Below are 26,647 nucleotides of genomic sequence, written 5' to 3' on the forward strand. Positions count from 1 at the left end.
AGTGATTTTTCTATCTTATGAAATATTAAAAAATAATAAGCTTCCGGAAATAAATCCGGGAGCTTTTTTATTTGCCAGAATTTTATAACAACATTGCTGAATTTTATAACAATGATTTCATAGATATTTTTAACTTTGTCTTACCAATGAAAAAGATTCTTGCCATACTGTTTTCTGTTTTCTACTTCGGGTTTTCTTCCGGAGCAGCTTTCAGCATTCATTTTTGTATGAAGGAATTTGTTTCTATAAGCCAGAAAGCAGACGATATCTGCGGAAAATGTGGCGTTAAGGATAAAAAAAGCTGCTGCAAAACGGAAATCAAAGTTGTAAAAGTAGATGATTCTCAGAAATCAGATCTTCTTAGCATTGATTTTTTAAGCCAGATTGCAGAAATTCCGGTAAAACATCAGTTTGCTTTTATTGACAGGTCTTTTTCAGCTACCAAGTTCACACAGATTCAGATTAACGCACCGCCCGAATACAGGCCGGTACCCATCTATATCAATCATTGTAATTTTAGAATTTAGAATCCGTCAGTCGTTCCGGTATAACTATTATATCGTTATGAACGGCATGTCCTGATACACTACCGATGTATCCACACGATTCAACACTTAAAAAATTAATTCTAAAATTTAAAACAATGAAAAAATATATCATTACAGCAGCATTATCTTTATTCTCAATTCTTTCCATTTCAGCACAGTCTAAAAAAGATGCTCAGGTTTCGAAACTATATCAGAACTATATTGCAATCAAATCAGCATTAGCTTCAGATGATGCAGACAAAACCTCAAAAGCTGCTACAGAATTTATCAAAACGGCTTCAACGATTGATTATAAACTGGTTTCAGAAGGTAATCTTAACATTCTGAGAAAAGACGCTTCTGCAATCTCTGATGCAAGAACCGTTGCGGCTCAAAGAGAAACTTTTTTCAACCTTTCAGATAATATGATCGCTCTTACAAAGCAGTTTAAACTCTCTGAAAAGCCTGTTTATGTACAATACTGTCCAATGGCAGACGCCAGCTGGTTAAGCGATGAAAAACAGATTGCCAATCCTTATTACGGAAAATCCATGCTTACATGTGGAAGTGTAAAGTCAGAAATTAAATAATTATTACATTAGTCTTTAAATTAATAAGTTGTACAGTTTAATGTATAATTAACTTTAAGCTGTACGGCTTCTAAAAAGCTCGAAACATTATGAAAAAGCTGATTATGTTTCTGGTACTTTTGTTTTCTGTTTTTACCTTTTCGCAAACTACAAAAACACATTATACGTGTCCGATGCACTCTGAAGTGTCCGCTTCAAAGCCTGGAGACTGCCCGAAATGCGGGATGGCTCTGGTAAAAAATACGGATGCTGTAAAAGCTGGAACAAAAACAAAAGTTGCAGAATCAAATATAAATAAATCTCAGGTTACTTACACTTGCCCAATGCATGCTGAAGTGACTTCAACTCAACCCGGAAAATGTCCTAAATGCGGCATGGATCTCGTGGAAAAAGAAGATCATAAACATACTTCGGTTGAAAATCAGAATAAAGAAAAGCCCGAGTTAAAAAGAAATTCTGAAAATGGAAGGATTACTTTTGGAGGTAAAACTGTTCGATATGATCTGTATGTAAAAGATACCATAGTAAATTTTACAGGCAAGAACCGCAGAGCGATTGCCATCAACGGAAAACTTCAGGCACCCACCTTATATTTTACAGAAGGTGATACCGCTGAAATTTATCTTCACAATATGCTTAAGGAAAATACAGGACTACACTGGCATGGAGTAATACTTCCCAATGAACAGGACGGAGTACCATATCTTACCACAAAACCTGTAAAACCAGGAGAAACTCATTTATATAAATTCAGAGTTTCACAAAACGGAACCTATTGGTACCACTCGCACGAGGCTCTTCAGGAGCAGATCGGAATGAACGGAATTCTGGTTTTCCAAAAAAGGGAAGGCGAGCCTAAAACAGAATATAATGCAGAAATCCCCGTATTATTAGGAGATTGGAGTGATGATGATCCGATGCAGATTGCAAGGAGACTTCATATGGCTAATACAGATTGGTATGCAGTAAAGAAAAATGCTGTTCAGAGTTATTGGGAGGCCATCAAATCAGGAAATTTCGGTACTAAAGCTCTTAATGAATGGAAAAGAATGGAAGCAATGGATGTGAGTGATGTATATTACGATAAGTTCCTTATCAATGGACTTCCAAGTTCAGACTATTCGAATGTAAAAGCTGGTGATAAAGTAAGACTGAGAGTAGCCAACGGAGGATCATCCACTTATTTCTGGTTAAATTATGGAGGAGGAAAGATTAAAGTAGTTGGAAATGACGGAAATGATGTTGTACCAGTGGAAGTTGATCGTTTGATTGTAGGAGTATCGGAGACTTATGATATTGAAGTAACCATTCCGGAAAATAAAAGCTTTGAATTCCGTGCTACTTCGGAGGACAGAATAGGACACGCTTCTCTCTGGCTGGGTTCAGGAGAAAAGGTAGAAGCACCCAATCTTCCAAGGCTGATGCTTTTTGAAGGAATGAAAATGATGAATGGAATGATGGAAATGAGCGGGAATATGAAGCCAATGAATATGACAATGGGTAACCAGATGATGGATATGAACGAAGTAATGTACCCGGAGCTGTCAGAAAGCCAAAGAAAAATGACGATGAAACATATGAATGAAATGATGGGAGTAAAAACTAAGGAAGATAAGAAAGAGGAAGATCACTCTCAACATTCAGGAATGGAAATGAAAGAAGAAAAAACGATCAAGAGATTGTCTTACAATATTTTAAAATCTCCGGAAAAAACTATTCTTCCAACAGACAGCATCCGTGAAATGAAATTTACACTGGAAGGAAATATGAACCATTATCTATGGACTCTTGATAACAAAACAGTTACAGAAACTGATAAAATTCTTATCAAAAAAGGTGAAGTTCTTAGAATCAAAATGTATAATAACTCCATGATGAGACACCCAATGCACCTTCATGGACATGATTTCAGACTGATCAATTCAAAAGGAGAGTATTCACCGCTGAAAAACGTAGTAGATATTATGCCGATGGAAACAGTTACTATTGAATTTGCCGCCAATCAGGATGGAGACTGGTTTTTTCACTGTCATATCCTGTATCATATGATGGCAGGAATGGGAAGAATCTTCAGCTATGAAAATTCAAAACCGAATCCACAGCTTCCGAACAGAAAGCTGGCCTGGAAAAACTTTTTACAGGATAATAAAATGGTAAGTTCTATGGCAATGCTGGATGTAGCGAGTAATAAAATTCACGCAGAAACAATGACCATGTTCGGACCGAGATGGGCCAACCTGAATGAATTTCATTCTAACTGGAATTTTGATCATTTTGAAGGAAGTGCAAAAGTAGGAAGGTTTTTAGGGAAATTTCAATGGGCTCTTCCATATGCAGGATTCAGAGTTCAGAAAAACCACGAGATCATGGAAAGACAGATGGCACAAGATATGGGAACGGATTTTCATGGTAAAAAGACCTGGTTCGGACAGCAGAAAGCTTCAAAAAATAAGTTTGCTTTCATTGTCGGAATGCAATATGTATTGCCGATGTTAATTACAGCAGATGCAAGTATTGATCAGAACGGAAAAGTGTTACTGGAGCTGAGCAGGGAAGATATTCCGCTTTCCAGAAGACTGAGAGGAAACTTTACGGTCAATTCCGATGGAGAATTTTCTACAGGATTGAGATATATCGTTCAGAAATGGTTGTCATTATCCGGAAATTATGATAACGAAATGGGCTGGGGAGCTGGTGTTACTTTAACCTATTAATGATTAGCAGATTTTATAAAACTTAATAAAACAGACAATGAAAAACTTATTAACTGTACTTGTCACAGGATCTATTCTATATTCATGCAATAATCCCAATAGCAATTCTTTAAAAAAGGAAACAGAGCCAGCTGTGAAAACAGAAGGTAATCCATCCACATCAACACCTGAGGTAATAACACAAAATGCAGCTAATAATCAGGAAAAGAATAAAGAAGAAGTGAAAGAATCTTCATCAGTTTCTATAAAACAAATTGTTGAAGGATATTTACCTTTAAAGAATGCTTTAACGCAGGATGATGCCAGTACAGCTTCAAAAGAAGCTAAAAAACTATACTCGGTCTTAAAAAAAGCAGATATCAGTAAACTGAGCGCTGATGTGAAAGATATCTTAGAAAGTGCTGCCGAAAATGCAGAGCATATAAGTGAAAACTCTAGGGATATAGCACATCAGAGAGAACATCTGCTTTCTCTGAGTAATGATATGGCTGATTTAATCAAAGAGATGGGAACCGGAGGATTAAAATTATATCAGAACTTTTGCCCCATGTATAATAATGGAAAAGGAGGAACCTGGATTAGTGAATCCGAAGAGATTATCAATCCGTACGAAGGTCAGAAAATGATCAATTGCGGATCTGTAAAAAAAGCATTCTAAAAGATGAACCGCTGTATTACAAAAATACTTTTGGGACTCATCCTTGTTTTTTTGCTTATTCAGATGATTCAGCCTGCTCGTAATATTGATTACGGGCAGGTTCCTTCAACAGATATCGCAAAGGTGTATCAGATTCCGGAAAATGTACAAACTGTTTTTGCAAATTCCTGTTATGATTGTCATAGTAATTCCACAGACTATCCGTTCTATGCCTATATTCAACCTTTAAGTTTCTTTATTGATAATCATATTAAAGAAGGGAAGAAGGAATTAAATTTTAACGAGTGGGGCAATTACAGCCATCGAAGACAAGCTAATAAATTAGAATCAATAGCAAATCAGATAAAACAACAAAAAATGCCGCTTCCCTCTTATGCATACCTTCATCGGGGAGCTAACCTTTCTAAAAAGCAGATAGAGGAAATAGTCAGTTGGGTAGAATTGATGCAGGCTGAAAATGAAAAAGTAAAATAGAAAGCTTCAGCAAAAATAAAAGCCATCCAAATAAGCGGGGTGGCTTTTTTTTCACTTTTGGTTTTATGAGAATATGAAATTGATTAATTAAAGTTTTCTTAACTTGAATATTACCTAAAAAGCTCTCCTATTTATAATCTTTATCATTCTAATTCAATAGGGTTATAGGGGAGAGGGTTGGATTTCATTGACATCTGACTACCGTCCATATTATAAGCTTTGCCGTGAAAAAATCCGGGATTATCATAATATGATTGTTGAATTCTTCTAAATTTGTCTCTTGTTACTTTAAAGATACTTTTATCATTACGTAGATAAATATTATTAGGTTTTTGATTCATTGCAACAGCTTGAAAAAGAAAATTTTTTTTATCATCTTCGATTTCAAGTATTAAGCCAGGCAATCCACCAAAAACATAAGGCCCATTATTAATAGGAATTTGATCTGTATACCAAGCAGTATAATCTCTGCCCTTATATAGTGTAGTTGCTTTATTACACTCATAACCAAGGATTTTTTTCTTCTCTCCGCTGCTCATAGTCCATTTAAAAATAGGTGTTTTTTCTTCATATTGATACCTATCTTTGGCTTTATCTTGTATAATTAAACTATCTGTCAATTTGTTTTTAAAGATAACTGCTGACCATATTTCCCGAACTTTAAGTAGTTGGTTAATCTCTTTTCCTCCAATTCTTTCTTGATTACTAAACTTCTCTGATATAGAATCTTGCTGAATACCTTTATAATCAATGAATTTAGAATAGTTACTCCCCAATTGTAAGATACAAATTGTTTCTTTCTTGCTCCCGGGAACATTGATATTGTTAGAAAACTTTACCTGATAATAAATATTTAAATCACTGTTTCCATAGGTTTTCACTTGGTATTTAGGAGCTTGAAATGTAAAGTTATCGGGAAATTTAGTATCCTGTCCTTTAACAAAGTTAAAAAATACAATTAAAAATACAATTATAAACTTCATTGCGTTTAATTTCATTCTGTTAATTTTAAAATAGTACGGATAAAGTATCCGTCTTATTTATAATTGGTTTATGTTAGAGGATAAGATGTTCCGCATTTTTGTGCATTAAAGTAAGTAACATCATCTGTGAAAGCTTGTATGCTATCATAATCACTAGCTTCTAAATAATAAACAGCCCCACAAGGAGATGTTACTTGAATCCAGTTATAATAACCTGTTTTTGCTTTAATAGAAACTCTACTGCAATTTCTGGCTTTTTTCGCTGTTGTTTTTATTTTCTTGGTGATTTCTTTGTCAGTAATCCCCTTGGCACTCATAAGCCCAGCTACACCAAGAGTAACAATAAAGATAATTTTTTTCATCGTTAAAATTTTAATTTTTAATAAATAATAAATTTTTTTGATTGCAATCTGAAAGCAATTTTATAAAACATTTATATTATTAACAAGGAATTTGTCTTTAAATTGATGATTGTGTTGGTATTAGCTTGTTTTGTTTATTTTTTAAAAATAAAATTTATAAAAAATAAGTAATAAAGTAATGATATTCTTATAAAGTTACTAAGTTAAATGCTGGTTCTATTCAGATGATACCATTAATTTGTTTTTAAAATAAAAGCCACCTCATTTTCATGAGATGGCTTTATTTATTTTTGATCAAATAGATTACTTAGCCGTTTCAGCTATTTTTTCTTTTGCTGGTGTGTAAGTAACTTTTGCAATATCAACGGTCATTTCCTTCAGCCGTTTAGCTACATTTTCCGGCATATCTTTCTGATATCGTCCTCCGATTACTTCAGAAAGGAATTTCTCTGTTTCCGCATACATTGCCATACTGTTAACAGGTTTACGGAATCCGTGTCCTTCATCATCGGCAAGAATATAGCTTACTTTTTTACCTTTATCACGAAGTGCAATTACAATCTGATCTGCTTCAGCCTGTTTTACTCTCGGATCATTCGCTCCCTGGATAATCAGTAAAGGTTTGTTGATCTTATCCACACTGAATAAAGGGCTGGCATCATGCATACGTTTTTTTCCTTCCTCAGTTTTAGGATCACCTACCATCCCATATAAAGATGCGCGGGCAGCTTCCCAATATGCAGGAATAGAATTTAATAAAGTAAATAGATTACTTGGTCCTACAATATCAACTCCTGCAGCATACAGATCCGGAGTAAAGGCTAACCCTGCTAATGTTGCATATCCACCGTAGCTTCCACCCATAATCACTACTTTATTTTTATCTGCGATACCTTTATCGATGAGGTATTTTACGCCCCAGGTAATATCATCCTGCATCAGTTTTCCCCATTGTAAGTCTCCGGCGTTTAAGAAACTTTTTCCGTAACCTCCACTGGCTCTGAAGTTAGGCTGTAATACAGCATATCCTCTGTTAGCTAAAAACTGTACATTAGAGTTATATCCCCAAGTGTCTCTAGGACCTTTAGGGCCTCCGTGTACCAAAACTACTACAGGAATATTTTTTCCTGTTGATCCTACTGGTAAAGTCAGGTAAGCTGGTATTTCAAGGCCGTCACTGCTTTTGTAGGTAATAGGAGTCATAGGAGCAAGGTATTGTTCAACCTTTTTTAGTTCCGGTCTTGGAGTGTACTGGAAAACCAGCTTTTTTGTTTTTGCATCAAAGAAATAAGCTTCAGCAGCATATTTATCACCCCATACGGAAACTAAAAATTTTGAATAATCATTTGTTGAACTTCCAAAATTCACCTCTCTTCCCGGGAATTTACTTTGTAAGAATTTATAATTGTCTTCCCATGTTTTATCCTTCCAATAATACTGTGTTTTGTCTCCCGTATAAGAAGTAGAAATGATCTTTCTGGTATTTCTATCTATAAATAAACTTCCAAAATCTACTTTTCCTTTCGGATCATTTTCTATTTTGGTCATTTGTTTGGTTTTCGGATCCATCAGAAATAATGTTGATTTATCCAGATTACCCTTATTGGTTACCAGATAGAATTTTGAATTATCGGCATTCCAGTTAGAAATATAGGCACTTTCTGTTACCAGTGTTTCATAGATTGGAGTCAGCTTGTCATCTTCTTTATAAAAGAACTGGGTTGTTCCCTTATCATCAGTTTTTGATAAAACTCTTAGTTTCTCATCCCAATCGAAATCATAGCCGGTAATACGATCTGTATTCTCAAAGATCTTTTTCAGCTCACCCGTTGATATTTTCAGAGAATAGAGATCATGCCATGCTTTATCACGATTATTCAATCCTACCATAAGAAGATCAGGATCTTTTCTGCTTACCATATAGATCTGGGCGGTCACTTCATTAATCGGGGTTAAATTTCTTGATTCAGGCACCCCATTTGTCGCCTTTGCCATTGGATCTACAGCGAAGATATTAACATTTTCATCTCCGTTTTTGTCTTTTACATATAAGATATATTTTCCGTTTTCTGACCAGAAATATCCACTCAAGGGGCGTTTGCTGTCAGTTAGTGGTCGTGCTTTTTCAAAAGGTTCATCAATTTTTTTTACCCAGATATTCATAATTCCGCCATAGTCTTTCAAAAAAGAAATCCATTTTCCATCCGGACTTAGCTGCCCTCCGGAAATTTCAGGGTTTCCAAAGAATAATCCTCTGTCCAGTAACGGAACCTCCTGTGCTTGTGCTGTATGAAACCCTATCATTAAGAGTAATACATAAAAGATTTTTTTCATTTTTTTTTAAATTTTGGTTTTTATTTATATCGAAAGAATTTTTTTGTAAAAGCTTGCTCTCTATATTTCTAGTTCTATGATTTTCTTTGCCATATTTTGATTGATACGATCAGGAATTAAACGCATCATAAAGTTCCGCAGTGAATTTCCACGTTCCCATTGAGAGATTTTCCCAATAGTATGGCTTGTATTAACAATGTAGTCTACCTTTTTCCTCCTTATTCTCTGAAACTCTTCAAAAACAATATTAAAATCTTTGCTTTTTTCTAATAATTTGCCAATAATGTAAGCATCTTCAATAGCCTGACAGGCTCCTTGTCCCATATTAGGAGTCGTAGCGTGGGCGGCATCTCCAATTAAACAAAGATTTTCCGAATACCATCTTGGAATAGGAGTGAGGTCGGTAATTTCGTTACAGATTATATTTTCTTTTGCAGTTGTCTCGATAAGGGTTAAAATCAAAGGATCAAAATCATTAAAAATATCCGTTAAACTTAGGTATCGTCCAAAACTTTTGTCATTGATACATGCATACCAATATACTTTTTGCGCAGAAATTTTTACAAATCCGAAACGTTTTCCTTTTCCCCAAACTTCAAAAGCTTCCTGGTGATATCTTTCGGGAAGGTCAAAATCTACCAGTCCGCGCCAGCATTTCTGTCCTGAACTGCGGATATTTCCTGTTTTTAAAACTTGATTCCGGATTGGAGACTTTATTCCATCTGCTCCAAAAATGATTGTACTTTCAATAGTATTTCCGTTTTCAAAATTCAGAATATAGTTTTCCTTTTTTTCTATTGTTTGTAAAGAATGATTAAGCCTGATACCTTCCGAATGTATATTTTCTGCAAGTATTTTCTGAAGTTCAGCACGATGAATAGCTACATTGCAGGAGTTATACTGATTTTCCAGATCCTGTATTTCAGTTTTAGAAATGGGTTTCAGAGTTTCATCTGCTATCGTGATTCTATGAATTTTATTCCCCGCCTTTTCAATTTTTTCTTTTAAACCCAGTTTGTCAAAAACCTGCATAGCATTAACGGCCATCATAATTCCGGCTCCCACAGGCTTTATTTCCGGAGCAGCCTCATAAACCGTGAAGTCATACTGATGTTGTTTCAGTATATTTCCAAGGGTGAGTCCTCCAATTCCGGCTCCGATTATTGAAATAGTATTCATAGGGTTTAATTGTTTTTTAAAATACTGATGAAGATCCTACTTTATAATGTTAAAATATAACTCTCGGATACCTTTTTGAAGCCATATCTACTGAAAAAATTATGAGCCCCATGATTATTGACACCGCTTTCCAGCAAAATAAAACTGACATTCCAGCTTTTGGATTCCTGAATAGCTTTCTCTAACAGCTTACTTCCAAGAGACTGACCTCTTACAGACTGATCCAAAAGCATATCTTCCAGAATTGCATATTTTTTAAAAGGACTGTTGATCACATTGAAAACCAGCATTCCTACAATTTCTCCATTCTCATTTTCCGCAATCAGAATATTCAGTTTTGAACTTCCGTCAGAATTAAAATCTGTAATTAACTGTTCTGTTAAGATCACCTCAAGGTCCGGATTCCAATGATGAGCATCTAAAGCTCTGCCGGACATCATCTCACCATGGGAAATGTAAGAATCCGTTTTGTGCGTCATAAAAAAGTTTACCAGCTCTTTTACGCGGGCCTTATCACTAAGCCATTTTGTAGTATATTCCATAGAGAGTGATGTTATTTTAATTTTTTTAATTCCTCCAGCAAAATATTCTGTTTATTGATGAAACTATCAAGATTATCTGTTTTCAAAGGATGAGCATTCTGATACTTTTCAATTTCAGGAAGAGTTTTTCTGATTTTGAATACTACGTACTGATCATGAAGCGCTGCATCGTTTGCCTTTATTCTACTGATCAGATCCTTTATAGTCTGGGTTTTTGTGTTGTATTTTTCAGAACTTGCTTTAATTTCTTTTTCAATCTGTTTTCTGGTGAGAGAGTCTGTTACTGAGTTAGACAATGCAGCAGCATCATTATAATAAGTTTCTGATTTGTAGATAACCTCACTATATTCTGAAAGTACAGTTCTGGTTTCCTCACGAATATTTTCTATCCTTGCATCAAGCTCCTGTAAAGCTTTGTCATTTTTTACGAGCTCCTCATAAATTTCATGAACAAGATTTCCACCCTTGGAATATCGTGTATTTTTCTTGATAGAGCCGGAAACTGAGGATTCAGCATTATCTACGGCATTGTCTACAACCGGAGCGTTCCGTGATTTATTTTCCCTGCAGGAAAGCAGAGATAAGGCCAGGGCAGAGGCGAAAAATATTCTTTTCATAGTTTGCTTTTTTGTGATTGATAATCAATATCATATCCTGAAAACTAAAATTAATCATTTAGACTCTATCCTAAGTAATGGAGGGATATGATTTTAATTAGTTGAGCAAACTTTGAAAATTGTTACAAATCCTTATAAAATAGAATTTAAATCAAATCCTGTTCTATTAAAATCCAGTAATATGGAATATTTTCCACCTGTTATTCCATGGCCGAATTTTCCATTTATTCTAAGTCTCCCATGATCATTATATTTAGAGTCAAGAGAAAGTTTTTTTGATATAAACGGAAAGCTTTCGGTGCAGTTGCATATCTGATAAATCTGGTGAGCAATTCCTAAGGGGTTGGAGTAAAGCAGAAGAAAAATCTTGTCTTCTAAAATGATAACATCTGCAGTATCCCTGCGATATCTGAATGCCAGTTTTCCGAAAAACTCTGTTTCCATGTTCAGCTTTTTGAGTATCGTAAAATTTTTGTTTTTCAATGACTCGAGGAACTTTTTGTGTTTTCTTTTATAATAAAGAAAGATTCCTAAACCGCCCAAAATGACGTAACAGATTCCGGCAATAATGTAATTTGTTTCCATGGTTTAGCAAAAATAAAAAAACGGAGTCTGAAAACAAACTCCGCTTATACATTATTTACGCTAAAAATTATTTACCTAAATAAGATTTAAGAATCTTACTTCTGGTATTGTGTTTTAGTCTCTTAATTGCTTTTTCTTTGATCTGACGAACTCTCTCTCTTGTAAGATCGAAAGTCTCACCAATTTCCTCTAAAGTCATTGGGTGTTTCCCGTTCAGTCCGAAGTATAATCTTACCAGATCAGCCTCTCTTGGTGTTAAAGTGTTCAATGCTCTTTCAATCTCGATTTGTAGAGATTCAAGCATTAGATCTTTATCAGGACTTGGAGATTCTCCTGAACGCAATACATCATAAAGATTAGAATCTTCACCTTCTACTAAAGGTGCATCCATAGACAGGTGTCTACCAGAGTTTTTCATAGATTCTTTGATATCTTCCTCGCTCATGTCAAGAACTTCAGCCAATTCTTCCGGAGAAGGTGGTCTTTCATTTTCCTGCTCAAGGTGAGCGTATGCTTTATTAATTTTATTGATGGAACCAATTTTATTCAACGGAAGTCTTACAATTCTTGATTGCTCAGCTAACGCCTGTAAAATTGATTGACGGATCCACCATACTGCATAAGAGATAAATTTGAAACCTCTAGTTTCATCGTACCTTTTTGCCGCTTTCATCAATCCTAGGTTACCTTCATTGATCAAATCGGGTAAAGAAAGACCTTGGTTTTGGTATTGCTTAGATACAGAAACTACGAAACGAAGGTTGGCTTTAATTAGTTTCTCTAATGCGGCTCTGTCGCCAGCACGTATTCTTTGTGCCAATTCTACTTCTTCGTCCGCAGTAATCAGTTCCACTTTACCAATTTCCTGCAAATACTTGTCTAATGAAGCAGTTTCCCTGTTGGTAACCTGCTTAGTGATTTTTAATTGTCTCATTTATTTTTATCCTCAAAAAAGAGTTACTATATAATATACGTTTGAAATAGTAAAAAGGTTACACAGGTTTCACTTTTTTAAAGTAAAATTCCTTAATCTTGTCTTAAATAAATTGTAATTATTTTATTTTCAGCTATTTGGAAATATGAAATAAAGAAGCTGCGTAGTCTATTTCTGATTATAATTTTAACAGTAAAATCAGAAATATAACTTCAACCTCAATGTTTCATTCAAAAATGAGTCCAAAGTTATTTTTATCATTAAAACTTAAAAAAAAAACGAAACCGAAGTTTCGTTTTTTATGCTATTGTTGAAAACAATTTCCTGTTAAAAAAGCTCGTTCAGAACTTTTGCCAGTCTCAATCCTCCGTACAGTAGTTGTCTTTCTAAAGTATCATTGAATTTGTACTGATAGTCGTAAGATAATTTGGACCCATCAGGAGTCTGTGCATAGATTTTGTTGGCAATTTTGTGAGAATCATATAACCAGTCTTCCAATGTTCCGGACTGAATCTGTGCTACCTCTTCTTTGGATTTAATATCTAAAAGCTTAGAATATTCTGTATAGCTGTATTTCTGAGAATCTACTAACTTTCCATCCCAAACCGAATGTAAGTTGGTTTTTTCACCAAAGTAAGTAACATTGATTTTGTTCCCACCCAAATCTTCTGCTCTTCCTACATGTAAAGGCTGTGCAAGGTCTCCCATAATGTGGATCAGGAATATCAATGCGATCTTTCTGTCTTTTTCAGAAGTGTTTTTGTCTTTGATCTGGCTGGATAAAGTGTTCACCTGCGTGTAAAGGCTTGGCCCTGCCTGTGCTTTCAAGTTCTGTTCAAAGTTTTTGAAATCAGTTTGCGGATCAATATTTACATAATGCCATGATGAAGCCTGCTTCCATGCACCGGTTGTATCAGATTTGATAAAGTCCGGCCAGTTTGCCCAGTATGCCAGGCGCTCTTTTCCCATCATTTTTTTAATTTCCCTTCTTGCTTTTCTGGAAAGGTGGTTTTCTGCAATGTCTGCAATAACTCTGTGCCCTGTTAATCCCCAGGCATAAGAATAAAGAGAAGAGGAGATGAATGCTAAAATCAGAATTTTAGAATAAATACTTTTCATTTTAAATAACAATTTTCAGTCTGCAAAGATACGGCCCGCTTTCCGAATGTGCATTAAATATCCTGAATTTATTCTAAAGATAATGTTAATAAAAATTAATCTAAATAAAAGAAGAGTAATGAATGCAAAATAATAAGTATAAAAATGAAAATGGTTAATAAGAGAATGATTATGATAAGGAAAGAGTAAATTTTTGATATAGTAGAGCTTTATACATTGAACACCTTGACTATGTCGTTTCCCCGTATTTTTACGGAAATTGCCGGAAATAATTCTTTCCAATATCAATAAATTACTATTTTTAGCTCAAAATTATTAAAGAAATATTTTTTCAAAGTTACGAGATATATTATCTTTACAAGTCATAATCAGAGGAAACACTATGTATGAGAATAACATTGTAGACATGCATTACAATAAGCTGCAGACAGACTTTAAAGCTGAAGCTGTGGCTGTTAATCTTTTGAAATACCATCGTGCAGTAAGTAATATATTTATTGAGCGGGTGGGGATCAATGATCGTGCTTATTTAAAAGATATTAAAAGTATTTCCAGCAGCTATCTGGGATTTGATGAGGAAGTATTTACGATAGAAAGTTACAGGGAGGGAATCTATGATTACCTTCCGGAAGGGTTATTCCATCCGCCGTCTTTAGGAGCTTCCCGAAAGAATGTAGATACTGTAGTAAGAGAGATCCGGAAACAAAAAAGGGTAGAAGATGATGCCCGCAAGTTTTTTCGTCCTTTTGAACTGGAGGTATTTTTTACGGAGATCAGTGCTCTGCTGAAAGAATCTGAATTTGATATAACAAGTAATACGGATGCATTGCTTGAAACGGTAAGTGAGCTTTGGCCGCTGATTAAAATGCTTGATAAGCAGAATGCTTATATCTTTATGCATATTTTACCATTCTTCCATCATATAAGAGGAGATAAAAAATGGTTTGAAAGATGTATAACCGCTTTTCTGCAGGTGCCTGTAAAAGTAACTTTTTCCCCAAATATTATTGATGAGATCGAAAAAAATGATGATTCCATGCTATTAGGAAATGCTCGTTTGGGAGTTACTTATATTCCGAGCGGAAGACATATGGATGGGCAGCGTAACTGGGTAGTCAATATTGGCCCGATCCCTTATAGAGATATGAAAAAATATATTCCGGGAAGTCCGTTCAGAAAAGTGCTTCAGGCGTTGTATGATTATTTTCTTCCGGTAACAGTAGATGTGGAAGAGAATTTTGTTACGGAAAAGGAGGAATATTCTTTTAGCCTTGAAGATGACGAAAGAAATGCCAGCCGCCTTGGATACTCTACTTTCCTCTAAATTATTTTATTATATTTACAATTACCAACAAAGTATAAATTCGAAAAGAAACAAATGGAAATTTCTTCAGTAAAAGGTATTTTTTTAAGGTATATCTTAATGCCTTTAATCGCAATTATTATGATGGTTATACTGGGTGTAATCAGGAGAAATAAACCTGCGATAAAAATTAAAGTAATTATTGTATACGTACTGCTGTGCAGCTTATGCCTCGCTCTTCCGGGAGTTTTTGGCTTTGCCGGTAACCTTTTTAATCCGTACTGGTATCTCATTGCACAGGTGATTTATCTTATTTTTGGGATTATTCATGTTAACCTATTACATAAATATTTCAAAAAACACATAGAATCTCTGGCCATGAGTATTCTCTTTGAATCTATACTTTCATTAACGTGTATGGTTTTAGGTGGATACTTATTTACTCTGCTTTTTAATTGGATGAGTGGAGGACTGGGATACTCAGTAATGGCAGCAACAAGTATGGTAATTTTTGTGGTTCCAATGGTATTCTACTATTGCTATATCCAATTCATCAGCATTCCTTTTGATATTTATAAAACATGGAGATATTCTCCTGAACAGAAACTCCCTGATTTTGAAGGGGCAGATTTCGACAGGCTGATGGTATTGAATGTTGAGCTAAGTAAAAAGCTGGAAGATAGCAATCGTTTCAGAATTAAAGCAAAAACACTTCCTACAGGAGTTACTTTCGGAGATTGGTTTTACAGGGTTGTGGATGATTATAACCATAAAAACCCAGGATCTGTTATTCACCTTTCAGACGAAGGAAATGAACCTTATTACTGGATCTTTTATACCAAGAAATCATTTTTCAGCTTCAGAAAATATATAGATTTCGATCAGGATATTACAACAAACAACATTTCTGAAAATGAAGTGGTGATTTGTAAGAGAGTTATTCAGCATGAAGAAGAAGGAGTTGTAAGAAAATCATAATCACAAAATTTAAAAAGTATTAAACATGATACAGCCTATTAAACATTTTGCAATCAATTGGGTGGATGGGATGAAGGTTTCCCAGAGACACCTTAATGATCAGGATAATTTCTTAATTGATACCATAAGAGATTCCAATTCCCTTGGAATTACTACATATAATTACGGACTTCTGCCTATTTCCAATGAATTTACAGACCGTACCATTTTTGATGTTCACAATACGGCAACCAATGATGTACAGCTGGTAATCAAGCGTTGCAGTGCCGTTACTATGGCCGGTTATCGTATTGAACTTACAGACAGAAGAATCAGTGTGAAATCGTTGGCAAAGTCGATGAATGAAGAGCAGGCAGACGGAGAATATTATATTCTGATTTCTGTTAATCCTTTTGATAAAGTGCCTTTTGGAGATATTGATCCGGAAGAAATTCCGCCTCGCCATCCAAATGCGCAGCCAAACCATCATATTGAACTTCTTCCCGTAACTTCTTTGAACAGCAGCTATTCAGGAGGAAATTACCTGATTATCGGTAAAGTGGATTTGAAAGCCAATATTGCTCAGGTAGATTCCAACTTTATTCCACCATGTACATCTGTTCAAAGCCATCCTGCTTTGGTAGATTATTATAGCAGTTTTGCAAAATCTATCGGAAACCTGCAGCAATATGCCTTTAAGATTATCCAGAAAGCCTCCCATAAGAACCAAAATACAGCGTTGGCACAAAACGTTAAGTTCTTATGTACTACAATGGTGAATACTTTTGGAGATATGTACTTCCAGTTCAGAAATATTACTCCTTGGCAGCCGCCTGTATTCCTTATCGAATCTTTTGCAAGGCTGGCACTTCATTTATACAATTCCACTCAGCTTCTTGTGCCCGCAGAATTGGAAGAAATGCTGAATTATAGCTTAGAATGGAGCGAAATTGCGCCACATACCTTACTGAACCAGCTTTCCATTGTTGCGGAAACAAATTATGATCATCATAATTGTGGAGAACCTTTACTTTATATTCAGCAGATGCTGAGAAGCTTGGAAACCATTTTCTCTAAATTGAGTGAGCTTGATTATATCGGTCAGAGAAAAGAGAATATCATTGTTAATGAACAGGAAGTTTCTAACAATACCAATCCTAAGAGAGGCTGGAGTGTTTTAGATTAATAGAGATAATTAAAAATAAAATCCTGAATGAGCCATTCAGGATTTTTTATTGCATTAAAGAAATTAAAAATGAATTTAGAAGTAATAAGAAAAGATACACTTGGCTGTTCTGATAAGATATTTTTAAACAGTGCCGGTTCATCATTGATGTCTAAAGCAGTGGTAGACAGGATGATTAATTATCTATATGAAGAGCAGCAACTTGGAGGATATACAACAGCAGGACTTTACACAGATGAAATCAGTCAGTTCTATGAAGAGGCAGCAAAGCTGATTAATGCCACGTCAGCGAATATCGCTTTTATGAATAGTTCAACAGATGCTTACGCTAAAGCTTTATCCAGTATTTCTTTTAAAGAAGGTGATTGTATCATTACGACTAATGATGATTATATCTCAAATCAGATTGCTTTTATTTCTTTGAAGAAAAGATATGATATTGAAATAATCAGAATGAAAAATCTTTCTGACCATGAATTGGATCTTCATGATCTTGAAAATCTGATCCGAAAATATAGTCCCAAATTAATTGCTGTAACGCATATTCCTACGAATTCCGGTTTAATTCAAAATGTGGAGGACGTAGGAAGGCTCTGTAAGCAGTATAATATTCTATATCTCGTAGATGCTTGCCAGTCAGTAGGACAGATTGTTGTAGATGTTATGAAAATGAAATGTGATTTTTTAACTGCAACAGGAAGAAAATTTATGAGAGGACCGAGAGGATCAGGATTTTTATATATTTCCGATGAAGTTTTAAACCAGGAAATGGCTCCCTTATTTTTAGACAGCAATGGAGGGCAGTGGACAGGTTTTGACGAGTATCAGCTGAATAATAAAGCAAAAAGATTTGAACATTTTGAGAGATCCGTTGCCACATTACTCGGTTTTAAAGAAGCATTGAAGTATGCAAATAACATAGGGATGGCCAATATCGAAAATTATAACAGAAACCTGGCGGAAAAACTAAGAATCAATCTTCAGAATAACGATTTCAGGATTCTTGATCTTGGAAATCAATTAAGCAGTATTATTACCTTTTGTCAGAAGGATGGAAAGATTGAAAAGATCCGTAAAATACTAAATGAAAATAATGTTTTTTTTACCGTAAGTAATAAAAACAATGCCCTAATTGATTTCACACTGAAGAATGTAGAGTATGCAATTCGTCTGTCTCCCCATTATTTCAATACTTTGGAAGAAATAGAAAACGTTTCAGATTTTTTATTAATATAAATCCTGAAAATATAAATGAAGAATGTTTTTTGATTTTTTTCTTGATCCCCGATTACTTTCAGTAAATAAAAGAATAAGAGAATTCAAAAAAGAACTCCCTTATCCATAAATATAATTGTTGAAAAAAAGATCTTATATGAGGTTTTATTGGGGCCATGATTTATTAAACGTTTCTTTTCCATTTTTGTCATAATGCTTTAGTTCAGGATTTTTCATGTTTTCCTGTGTAATCATTGCGCGTATATTGGTCATTGAATCACAAATCTTTAGAAATGACTGTTTTTTTTCAGCAAGTACTCCGATGGTAACAGCCTCCCGGTATTTACCTATATCACTTTTATGGAATACCCCAATGCCAGAAAAATTATTACCGGATGAAAGAGCAATGGCTTCTCCTGTTTTAGGCCAGTCTAAAGTAAGAACTGCCATATCATCATCCAAAATACTATATCCACTTCGCTCTATACCATCTTTATCATGAAGAAGTATTCCTGCGCCCCCTGTTCTTCTCGGGAAAATTCCTTTTGGAGTCATAGGATCAGGATCTTTTCCTATGGTAATTCTATCACGTCCGTTTTCATCCAAATATACAATTCCATACAGTTCATCTGGCCGGGTTCTGTCTTTTATCTTTTTTAAAGGAGCTCCTATCACAATTCTGGGATGTCCTTGTTCATCTTTTATAATCAACCCTTTAGCTTCAAGTACACCTCCTTTCCCTATTTCAGTCTTTTGGAATGATAAAAATATAGAAACGATCATAAGCATAAAAAGACTTAGTATAAAGGTAAATTTTAATCTGATATATTTTTTTTCTAACTGATCAACCTTTTCCTGTAATGTAATATTCATAAATTTTTTTATTTTTTAAAAATATTATCAAAACTATCGGCAAACAATACCAAAAGAAGGGTGAGTTTTTCTACCGGTTTTCAGGTGGTTTTATGAAAAAATATTTTTCTAAAAAGAATGAATACTAAAATCAATTCAATCCCAGCTTTGTAAAAAAATCTTCCAGATTCTTCCATTCCTGATACGTTCTTAAAAAATCATCTCGATTTACAGGAACATTTGGAACATAATTGTATTGTTTACATCCAAAACATAAATCAATATAAGACCATTTCTTTGTTTTATAAAAAAATATAGTGTGATGAGGCTCGAAACAAAATGCTCCTTCCCAGAGTTTTTCCTTTTTCTGATTTTTTATAATTTCAATTAATTCCTGTCTCATTTCTGGAGTTAGCAGGATCTTCTTTTTTATGATTTTATCGTTAGGAATATCATTTTTCAATAATGTTCTGTGTATTACAACGCTTTTTCCTGGTGTTTCAATATCCAGTCTCAGATCTTCATGATGAGTAAGCAAAACAGAGTCTGCGTCTTTAAGATACTGTACAAGATCTTTATTAATGTTTTGAGAAAAGGCGGAGATTGAACTTACAATCAAGCCTGAAATAAATAACCTGCGTATCATGATTTTAATTGAATTTTTCTTCTGCGCTGGTCATAAATAAATCCTATAACCGGATATAGAATTCCCGTAGCTGCTACCTTCTCAAAAATATAAAAGCCAAACTGCCCATCTGTTTTCTTTAGACCCATTCTTTCGAACTGAAATAAAAAGTCACTTCCGAAAATAAATATTGAGCCCACAAAAGATAAAAGAATAATAAAAGAGAGACTTTCATTTTTAATTTTCCAAAGAGAAAGCAAGTATCCGATCCCGGTAATTATCAAAAAAATCAGATCTGTAGTTATATGGGCTGTAATATCAGAGCGAATGCCCAATGAATCTCTTATACCCTCGGCTGCATTTTTAGCAGCCTCCATGGCTGTCATAGCACAAATCATAGTGATATAAAAGGGGATATAAGATGAAAAAGCGATGAGTGCTGCTACGATTCCAATAAGCAGACCTTTATTTTTTTTCATGGTTAGAAAGTTAATCCGATAAAGATAATAAAAAAGGATTACGAAGCTTATTATCATTGATTTTTATGAATGATTCCACAGAATTTATATGAAAAAACTGATATTTGGCATGTTTTCAATATTAGATATGCTATTTGATGCATAATTAATTTAAAAATGATACTTTTAGCTTGAATAGTTAGAAAGGATTTTTAGTTGCATTATGAAAGAACTTTTTGAAAATATGACAACAAAACCTTTGCACAATTTCCATATTCCGGTAATGGGACTGGCTTATACAATAGACAGCCCGATCCGTGTTGCCCAATATGGAATATCTTCTGTGATTTCTATCATTGATGATGAAATTCTTGAAAAAATGAAAAACTTTTATAACCTGAAGTTTAATCTCAATTATTTTGGAATTTCAACAAAAACAGAGGATTACAGAGCGAAAAGAATCACCGCTTACCTGGATATGGTGGATGATATCGTGAATGAAAAATTTGAATCTTTTAAACAGGAGATCAGCAAAAACAAAGAGAGCCTGAAAGATTTTGTGGCTATGCTTCCTAATACTTCAGAAGTAAAAGCCGGCTTGCAGAATCTGATCAGCCAGAAAGAAAATTGGAGTTTTGCAATTAAAAACTTTATTGAATCCAATCTGAAACCGGGAAATATAGATGTCAATATCATGACCAAAGTGGATAAAGACAACTATAAAAATAAAGAGCAGCTTCCGGTAATGTACAACGATGCCCATGCATCACTTCGGGGATTTGCCAATAGTAAGTTATCCTCATCAATGGTTCTTTCTGCCGGAATGAACCCTCGCCTGTACAGTTATATGGAGGAATTCGAAGATTTTTTTCCGAATGAAAACGGTGTTATCAAAAAGAAAATCATTCTTAAAGTAAGCGATTTTCGTTCAGCAATGATCCAGGGAAATTTTCTGGCTAAAAAAGGATTGTGGGTTTCAGAATACAGAATAGAATCCGGACTGAATTGCGGCGGACATGCATTTGCAACAGAAGGAATGCTTTTAGGTCCTATTATGGAAGAATTTAAGCAAAAGAAGAATGACCTGATACAATCTGCTCATACCTTAATGATATCGGCCTTGGAACAAAAAGGAAAATATGTTCCTGAAAAACCTCTGGAAATGAAAATTACTGTTCAGGGAGGTGTAGGAACTTCTGAAGAACATGATTTCCTGCTTAAAAACTATCAGGTAGATAGTGTAGGCTGGGGCTCACCCTTTTTATTAGTTCCTGAGGCAACTTCAGTAGATGCTCAAACCAGAAATCTGCTTCTGCAATCAAAACAGCAGGATTTTTATTTAAGTAATATTTCGCCGCTGGGAGTACCTTTTAATACGGTAAAAGGAACCTCTAATGAACTTCTGAAATACCAGAAAGAGGCTGAAGGAAAATACGGAAGTTCCTGTCCGAAAAAATTACTCGCTTTAAGCAAAGAATATTCACCAGAAGGAACCTGCACTGCATCTAAGAAATATCAGGATATCAAATTAAAAGAGCTTTATGCTGAACAGGATGCGTTAACGGCCAAAGAATTTGACAGGAAAAAATCTGAGATTACAGATAAAGCCTGCTTATGTGTAGGGCTTGTTAATGCAGCATATATGGAGCAAGATATCGAGATTAAAGGGGAAAAACAGGGTGTTGTGATATGCCCCGGGCCTAATATTGCTTTTTTTGATAAAGAAGTTTCACTGGCTGAAATGGTAAAACATATCTATGGAAATACCAATATTCTTTCAGAGAACTTCCGTCCGAATATGTTCATCAATGAACTGAAAATGTATGTTGATTATTTTAAAAACGAAATTACAGCTTCATCCGCTCAGATAACCCATTCCCAGACAAAAAAATGGAATGCATTCAAAAAAAATATATTGGAAGGAATAGAGTATTATCATGATCTTTTCAAAACATCTCCATTCTTCAGAAATGGATTGTCAGACATCAGTATGAAGCTGCAAAGCTATAAGCTGGAACTTGCAGCCGTTGAGATCCCTCAGGTTGAGAAGTAACGGTATTTTTAATTGTATAGATTATAAAAAACAGCCTCCATAACGGAGGCTGTTTTCATTTAATATTTTTCAATTGACCAGTTTGTAATTCCGCTCATTGGTTTGCCACTGGCAAAGAAAAGCAGGATAAATGCTTACAAACAATTTGGACAAACTCCCGAAACGGTTAAATTGACTCTGTGAATTTTATAGTTTTTAGGTAATTTGAATTTAGGTTCAACATCCTCTAAACAAGTCACAGTCTTACATTGCTCACAGCTGAAATGCAAATGATCATGATGATGAAGTTCTGTTGTACAGGTATGGCATTCCGCATACTTCAGGGTTCCATCTATATCAACTACTTTATGAATAATCCCTTCATCCATTAATCTTTCCAGCACTCTGTAGGTGGTAACACGGTCGCAAAGTCCATCCAATAGAACCTGCAACTCTGCATGAGACAAAGCTACACCGGATTCGTGGATAAGCCTTGTAATCTCTTTTCTCGCTATTGTATTTCTCGATTGTTTCATGTTTTCAAATAATTTCCAATATAATTAACGCCATATTGTTGCAGTAACAAATATAATCTTTATTTTTGAAACAATATTGCATTAAAGAAAATTATAATATACTTTAACTAAGAACATTAAATAATATGATTAAAATAGAAAACACAAGTAAATCTTACAATGGCAAAAACGCTGTAACAGATCTCTCATTAGCAGTAAAAGAAGGAGAGATTTATGGACTGCTTGGCCCGAACGGAGCCGGGAAGTCCACTACACTGAATATGCTGCTTGGTTTTTTAAAGCCCGATACCGGAACGACTTCTCTCAATAACATAGATACAAGCACAGATGCCAAAAAAGCAAGGGAAATGATTGGATACATTCCTGAAAATGTAAATCTTTATCCATATTTAACGGGAATTGAAAACCTCTATTATTTCTGTAAGCTGGCTGGCAAGGAATATCATCAAACAGAACTTTCTGATATTCTTTCGGAATGTGGGCTGCAAAAGGAGGCGCATCACAAGAAAACAGGAGCCTATTCTAAAGGAATGAGACAAAAGGTAGGCATTGCCATTGCCTATGCTAAAAAAGCCAAAGTATATCTGCTGGATGAACCTGCCAGCGGTTTAGATCCAATGGCGAGTAATGAACTTTCGGCTTTGCTTAAAAAACTGGCAGATGAAGGAGCTGCAATCCTGATGGCTTCTCATGATATTTTCAGAGTTAGGGAAACCTGCAGCCGCATTGGAATTCTTAAAAACGGAATCTTAGTTAAAGAGATGGAAACGGCAGGTATAACGGCCAGCGAACTTGAGAAAATGTATCTGGATTATATGCAGAGCTAATTCAGAATTCGTCATAAAACTTCATTCGTAACAATGGATTAGTATAAACAAAGAAGAAAAATCACAATTATTATCGCAACTATATTGCATTATTTGAAATATTGATTACTTTTGCTACAATGTTGCAATATCAGTTTAATTAAACAGTACTTCTTGAATTATAAATAAATGACCAATATAAAAATAACAACTTTAGTAGCACAGCAGGAATTTAGGGCATTTCGGGAAAACGGACTGAACATATTTGTTATGTTTTATATTTTGGTTCTATTGGGAATCTGGGGAAGCAATTATGTACAGCTGCACACAGCCTTTTTAAAAAATAACCAGGCAAAGGAAGCTATCGACAAAGAATGGAAAGAACAGAGCCGGGAAAATCATAGTGCAGCACATTGGGGAACATTCCTTTTTAAACCTGTGAACTACCTATCTCTTTTGGATTCGGGAACAGATATTTATTCAGAAAATCATTATAGAGTAGAAGCTCATAAGCGTCCGCAATTACATTCATACAGACTGCCGGATCTTCAGGCTTTTATGAGAAGACCAGACCTTAATACTGCATTTTTTTTCAAGTGGCTGATGCCATTATTCATCATTGGTTTGGGATTTTCAACGATTTCGTCCGAACGCGAGAAAGGGTTCTTAAAACTTTTATCTGTTCAGGGTGCTTCATTCGGACATTTGATCACCGGAAAATTCATAGCGCTGTATCTGGCGGTTCTTTTATTCACAATTCCTCCATTCCTGGTTATGGTTGCAGGATTGTTTTATGAAGATGAGTCTTTAAATCACCTGCTCAGAGCTTTTTGCTGGATGGGCTTATATGCAGTTTACTTTTTTCTCATTTCCGGTGTAGTGATATTGATTTCAGCATTCAGCCGTTCATCCTGGTCTTCGTTGATGACTTGTATTACTATGTGGATCTTGTGTGTCCTACTCATTCCAAAGTTCAGCAGCTCAGCAGCTGACGGTAAATACCCGCTGCCGTCTTATCATGAATTTGAACATCAGATAAAAACAGGTTTTGATAAAGGACTTGGAAACGATGGAGAATACACGATAAGGTCTGAAGCTTATCTGAAAAAATATTTGAAAGAGTTTCATGCTGACAGCATCAGTCAATTACCTGAAAAAATCAGATTTGCTCTTGACTTAATTCAGGCTGAAGCCTATGAAAATAAGGTAAACCGATTCTATTCCAAACAAGTAGAAGCGAAATTTGATCAACAACAAACGTTTATGGATAAGATGGGAGTTCTCAATCCGTTTATTGCAGTGCAGCAACTTTCTATGGCTTTTGCAGGCACTGATGTCTTCCATCATATTGATTTTTTCAACAAAGCCGAACTCTACAGGAATAATATTATGAACAGGCTGAATAAACGTGAACTTGAATTGGCAGTTTCTGAGAAAAATCAATTAAGCAATAGTAATTTTTACAGCAGTCTTCCGGACTTCAAATATGAATTTCCTTCCATTATTACTGTTATCAAACATCATATAACAGCAGTTTTGTCATTATTACTTTGGATAGGGCTATTGCTGTTTTCATTGATAATCATCATTAAACGAAATTATTTAACCTATGAAGGATAAGATGATGCTGTTAGTATACGAATGGAAACATATTTTCCGGCAGCCTGCAGTTTGGGGTTTGTTTTTTTTCTTTTTTATCGTTGGCGGGTACTCAATCTATTCAGGGAATTTGCTCACCAAAAAGAAGCTGGAAGCTATACAGGATGCAAAGAAGGATTCATTCAAGGATTACCATACTACGATACAGGCTTTTACAGACACAGCAAGTATTGAGAAAAAACAACAGGCAGAAAATGCAGGAAATCCATATGTTATAGATTACAGGTTTCCACGGATTGCTTACGATAATCCTTATCCGTTATCCGGCCTTGCGACCGGAATAAAAGACATTACCCCGGTTTCGGAAAAAGTGAATTATTATACGGATTATGCGGCTGTTGACAGGGAAATAACGAATCCTGCCATACTACTTGAAGGGAGACTGGATCTGGCATATGTTAATCTCTATTTAATTCCAATATTGATTATTGTTCTGGGATATAATATTATTTCTTCTGAAAAAGAAAAAGGAATCAGTAAGCTGCTGATTGTTCAGGGAGGTACATTAAAAAGGGTATTGTTCGGAAAATTACTGATCCGCCTGGTTATTGTTTGTCTCGCAGCTCTATTTGTCAATATTTCAGGAATGCTGCTTTCGCCGTCAGGATTACCATCATTTCAGGATGCTTTCCTTTGGTGTTTTTTACTGTTTTCGTATTGTGTGTTGTGGATTGCCCTGTGCTTTTTTATTATTTCCATGGATAAGAACAGTGTATTCAATTTATTTGCCTGCATGGCATTGTGGATTTTTTTTCTTTTCCTATTTCCTCTGATGATCAACAAAACAGCACAAATGAAATATCCTTCGGATCTTAAGCTTCTGGATCTGGAAGAAAAAGACAGACAGATCAGTGACGAAGTCTGGTCTATGAAACCTAAAATGGTTGTTGACAGTTTTTACAGAGATTTCCCGGAATATGCTTCCTTGTATAGCGCTTCAGATACGTTAAATAACCAGAATGATGCCTTTTTTGCAGGTTATTATTGTATCAAACAGAAACGGATGAAAGCTGTCATTGATTCTTTATGGAAAGGAGATAACAATGCCAATCAAATGGCATTCAGACTTATAAAATTCAATCCGGTTCAGAGTACGGAGCATCTCTTTACCATTTTAGCCCGAACGAGTCGGGCAGATTATACCCGCTACAAACAAGATGTTAAAGATTTTCAGAAGGTATGGCAGACATGCTTTTTCAATAAGGTTTTCTCCGTAAAAGATGGAAAAAGAACACTTTCCGGATTTTCAGCGGAGGAACTCAAGACACTTCCTTCTTTTATTATAAGATATCATGCAGTAAGAATATCAGACTTTATGTATGGAACATTGGTTTTATGGATGTTCAGTGTAATCTGTTTCATTGCAGGATGGGTATTCATTAGAAAATTTAAACAATAAA

The 26,647-nt window shown here is 35.0% G+C and carries 26 protein-coding genes; 13 read left to right on the plus strand and 13 right to left on the minus strand.

Annotated features, from left to right (window positions below; all coding sequences use genetic code 11):
• The first annotated feature begins 146 nt into the window (after positions 1–146).
• The 5 genes from F3J23_RS06460 to F3J23_RS06480 all read left to right on the plus strand — a co-directional run bounded on the left by F3J23_RS06460 (position 147) and on the right by F3J23_RS06480 (position 4,963).
• A complete protein-coding gene (locus F3J23_RS06460; RefSeq protein WP_228455276.1) occupies positions 147–527 on the plus strand; it encodes an HYC_CC_PP family protein in 381 nt (126 codons plus the stop codon).
• A gap of 116 nt (positions 528–643) precedes the next feature.
• A complete protein-coding gene (locus tag F3J23_RS06465) occupies positions 644–1,117 on the plus strand; it encodes a DUF3347 domain-containing protein (RefSeq protein WP_167025872.1) in 474 nt (157 codons plus the stop codon).
• An 89-nt stretch (positions 1,118–1,206) separates the two neighbouring features.
• Positions 1,207–3,831: a multicopper oxidase domain-containing protein gene (locus F3J23_RS06470; RefSeq protein ID WP_167025875.1), complete on the plus strand. Its 2,625-nt coding sequence runs from the start codon at positions 1,207–1,209 to the stop codon at positions 3,829–3,831.
• A gap of 37 nt (positions 3,832–3,868) precedes the next feature.
• Positions 3,869–4,489 (plus strand): DUF3347 domain-containing protein, encoded by a 621-nt coding sequence (locus F3J23_RS06475; protein WP_167025878.1) that lies wholly within the window; start codon positions 3,869–3,871, stop codon positions 4,487–4,489.
• Between the two features lie 3 nt (positions 4,490–4,492).
• The gene (locus F3J23_RS06480) at positions 4,493–4,963 is read left to right on the plus strand and encodes a heme-binding domain-containing protein (protein WP_167025883.1); all 471 of its coding nucleotides are present in this window, start codon (positions 4,493–4,495) and stop codon (positions 4,961–4,963) included.
• Positions 4,964–5,106: 143 nt separating this feature from the next.
• Here F3J23_RS06480 and F3J23_RS06485 read toward each other — a convergent pair whose 3' ends face one another.
• The 9 genes from F3J23_RS06485 to F3J23_RS06525 all read right to left on the minus strand — a co-directional run bounded on the left by F3J23_RS06485 (position 5,107) and on the right by F3J23_RS06525 (position 13,618).
• The gene (locus F3J23_RS06485) at positions 5,107–5,961 is read right to left on the minus strand and encodes a GLPGLI family protein (RefSeq protein WP_167025886.1); all 855 of its coding nucleotides are present in this window, start codon (positions 5,959–5,961) and stop codon (positions 5,107–5,109) included.
• A gap of 53 nt (positions 5,962–6,014) precedes the next feature.
• The gene (locus F3J23_RS06490; RefSeq protein WP_167025889.1) at positions 6,015–6,308 is read right to left on the minus strand and encodes a hypothetical protein; all 294 of its coding nucleotides are present in this window, start codon (positions 6,306–6,308) and stop codon (positions 6,015–6,017) included.
• 303 nt (positions 6,309–6,611) lie between these two features.
• On the minus strand, positions 6,612–8,642 hold the full coding sequence (locus F3J23_RS06495; RefSeq protein WP_167025892.1) for a S9 family peptidase: 2,031 nt from the start codon (positions 8,640–8,642) through the stop codon (positions 6,612–6,614).
• 60 nt (positions 8,643–8,702) lie between these two features.
• Complete coding sequence (locus tag F3J23_RS06500) at positions 8,703–9,821, minus strand: FAD-dependent monooxygenase (protein ID WP_167025895.1); 1,119 nt, start codon at positions 9,819–9,821, stop codon at positions 8,703–8,705.
• A 41-nt stretch (positions 9,822–9,862) separates the two neighbouring features.
• Complete coding sequence (locus tag F3J23_RS06505) at positions 9,863–10,363, minus strand: GNAT family N-acetyltransferase (protein ID WP_167025898.1); 501 nt, start codon at positions 10,361–10,363, stop codon at positions 9,863–9,865.
• 11 nt (positions 10,364–10,374) lie between these two features.
• A complete protein-coding gene (locus F3J23_RS06510) occupies positions 10,375–10,980 on the minus strand; it encodes a hypothetical protein (protein ID WP_167025901.1) in 606 nt (201 codons plus the stop codon).
• A 132-nt stretch (positions 10,981–11,112) separates the two neighbouring features.
• Positions 11,113–11,565, minus strand: a complete 453-nt coding sequence (locus F3J23_RS06515) for a hypothetical protein (RefSeq protein ID WP_167025905.1) — start codon at positions 11,563–11,565, stop codon at positions 11,113–11,115.
• A 67-nt stretch (positions 11,566–11,632) separates the two neighbouring features.
• Complete coding sequence (locus tag F3J23_RS06520) at positions 11,633–12,499, minus strand: RNA polymerase sigma factor RpoD/SigA (protein ID WP_002979276.1); 867 nt, start codon at positions 12,497–12,499, stop codon at positions 11,633–11,635.
• 327 nt (positions 12,500–12,826) lie between these two features.
• Positions 12,827–13,618 carry a S1/P1 nuclease gene (locus tag F3J23_RS06525; RefSeq protein WP_167025908.1) on the minus strand — a complete coding sequence of 264 codons (792 nt, stop codon included), beginning with the start codon at positions 13,616–13,618 and terminating at the stop codon, positions 12,827–12,829.
• 382 nt (positions 13,619–14,000) lie between these two features.
• On the opposite strand from F3J23_RS06525, the gene F3J23_RS06530 reads away from it, so the two are divergent.
• From F3J23_RS06530 to F3J23_RS06545, 4 genes are all read left to right on the plus strand, one after another.
• Positions 14,001–14,942, plus strand: coding sequence for a type VI secretion system baseplate subunit TssG (locus F3J23_RS06530; protein ID WP_167025911.1), 942 nt, complete (start codon positions 14,001–14,003; stop codon positions 14,940–14,942).
• A gap of 54 nt (positions 14,943–14,996) precedes the next feature.
• Positions 14,997–15,899, plus strand: coding sequence for a TssN family type VI secretion system protein (locus F3J23_RS06535; protein WP_167025914.1), 903 nt, complete (start codon positions 14,997–14,999; stop codon positions 15,897–15,899).
• A 25-nt stretch (positions 15,900–15,924) separates the two neighbouring features.
• Complete coding sequence (locus F3J23_RS06540) at positions 15,925–17,064, plus strand: hypothetical protein (protein WP_167025917.1); 1,140 nt, start codon at positions 15,925–15,927, stop codon at positions 17,062–17,064.
• A 69-nt stretch (positions 17,065–17,133) separates the two neighbouring features.
• Positions 17,134–18,300: an aminotransferase class V-fold PLP-dependent enzyme gene (locus tag F3J23_RS06545; RefSeq protein ID WP_167025920.1), complete on the plus strand. Its 1,167-nt coding sequence runs from the start codon at positions 17,134–17,136 to the stop codon at positions 18,298–18,300.
• A gap of 144 nt (positions 18,301–18,444) precedes the next feature.
• Here the strand turns inward: F3J23_RS06545 and F3J23_RS06550 are convergent, their stop codons facing one another.
• The 3 genes from F3J23_RS06550 to F3J23_RS06560 form a co-directional block, all read right to left on the minus strand.
• Positions 18,445–19,152 carry a hypothetical protein gene (locus F3J23_RS06550; RefSeq protein WP_167025923.1) on the minus strand — a complete coding sequence of 236 codons (708 nt, stop codon included), beginning with the start codon at positions 19,150–19,152 and terminating at the stop codon, positions 18,445–18,447.
• A gap of 130 nt (positions 19,153–19,282) precedes the next feature.
• Positions 19,283–19,777: a hypothetical protein gene (locus F3J23_RS06555; protein WP_167025926.1), complete on the minus strand. Its 495-nt coding sequence runs from the start codon at positions 19,775–19,777 to the stop codon at positions 19,283–19,285.
• Positions 19,774–20,235, minus strand: coding sequence for a hypothetical protein (locus F3J23_RS06560; protein ID WP_167025928.1), 462 nt, complete (start codon positions 20,233–20,235; stop codon positions 19,774–19,776). Before F3J23_RS06560 ends, F3J23_RS06555 begins: the two co-directional genes overlap by 4 nt.
• 223 nt (positions 20,236–20,458) lie before the next feature.
• Here F3J23_RS06560 and F3J23_RS06565 point away from each other — a divergent pair, with 223 nt between their 5' ends.
• A complete protein-coding gene (locus F3J23_RS06565; RefSeq protein ID WP_167026566.1) occupies positions 20,459–22,267 on the plus strand; it encodes a hypothetical protein in 1,809 nt (602 codons plus the stop codon).
• A 134-nt stretch (positions 22,268–22,401) separates the two neighbouring features.
• Here F3J23_RS06565 and F3J23_RS06570 read toward each other — a convergent pair whose 3' ends face one another.
• Positions 22,402–22,782, minus strand: a complete 381-nt coding sequence (locus F3J23_RS06570; RefSeq protein ID WP_167025931.1) for a Fur family transcriptional regulator — start codon at positions 22,780–22,782, stop codon at positions 22,402–22,404.
• A gap of 125 nt (positions 22,783–22,907) precedes the next feature.
• Here F3J23_RS06570 and F3J23_RS06575 point away from each other — a divergent pair, with 125 nt between their 5' ends.
• The 3 genes from F3J23_RS06575 (at position 22,908) to F3J23_RS06585 (ending at position 26,646) form a co-directional block, all read left to right on the plus strand.
• Entirely contained in the window at positions 22,908–23,609 is a 702-nt protein-coding gene (locus tag F3J23_RS06575; protein ID WP_167025934.1) for an ABC transporter ATP-binding protein, read from the plus strand.
• A 168-nt stretch (positions 23,610–23,777) separates the two neighbouring features.
• On the plus strand, positions 23,778–25,208 hold the full coding sequence (locus tag F3J23_RS06580) for a DUF3526 domain-containing protein (RefSeq protein ID WP_167025937.1): 1,431 nt from the start codon (positions 23,778–23,780) through the stop codon (positions 25,206–25,208).
• On the plus strand, positions 25,198–26,646 hold the full coding sequence (locus F3J23_RS06585) for an ABC transporter permease (RefSeq protein WP_167025940.1): 1,449 nt from the start codon (positions 25,198–25,200) through the stop codon (positions 26,644–26,646). The genes F3J23_RS06580 and F3J23_RS06585 overlap by 11 nt, the downstream gene beginning before the upstream one ends.
• Position 26,647 lies beyond the last annotated feature (1 nt).

Origin of the sequence: Chryseobacterium sp. Tr-659 (assembly GCF_011752975.1) — a bacterium.
Lineage (GTDB): Bacteria > Bacteroidota > Bacteroidia > Flavobacteriales > Weeksellaceae > Chryseobacterium.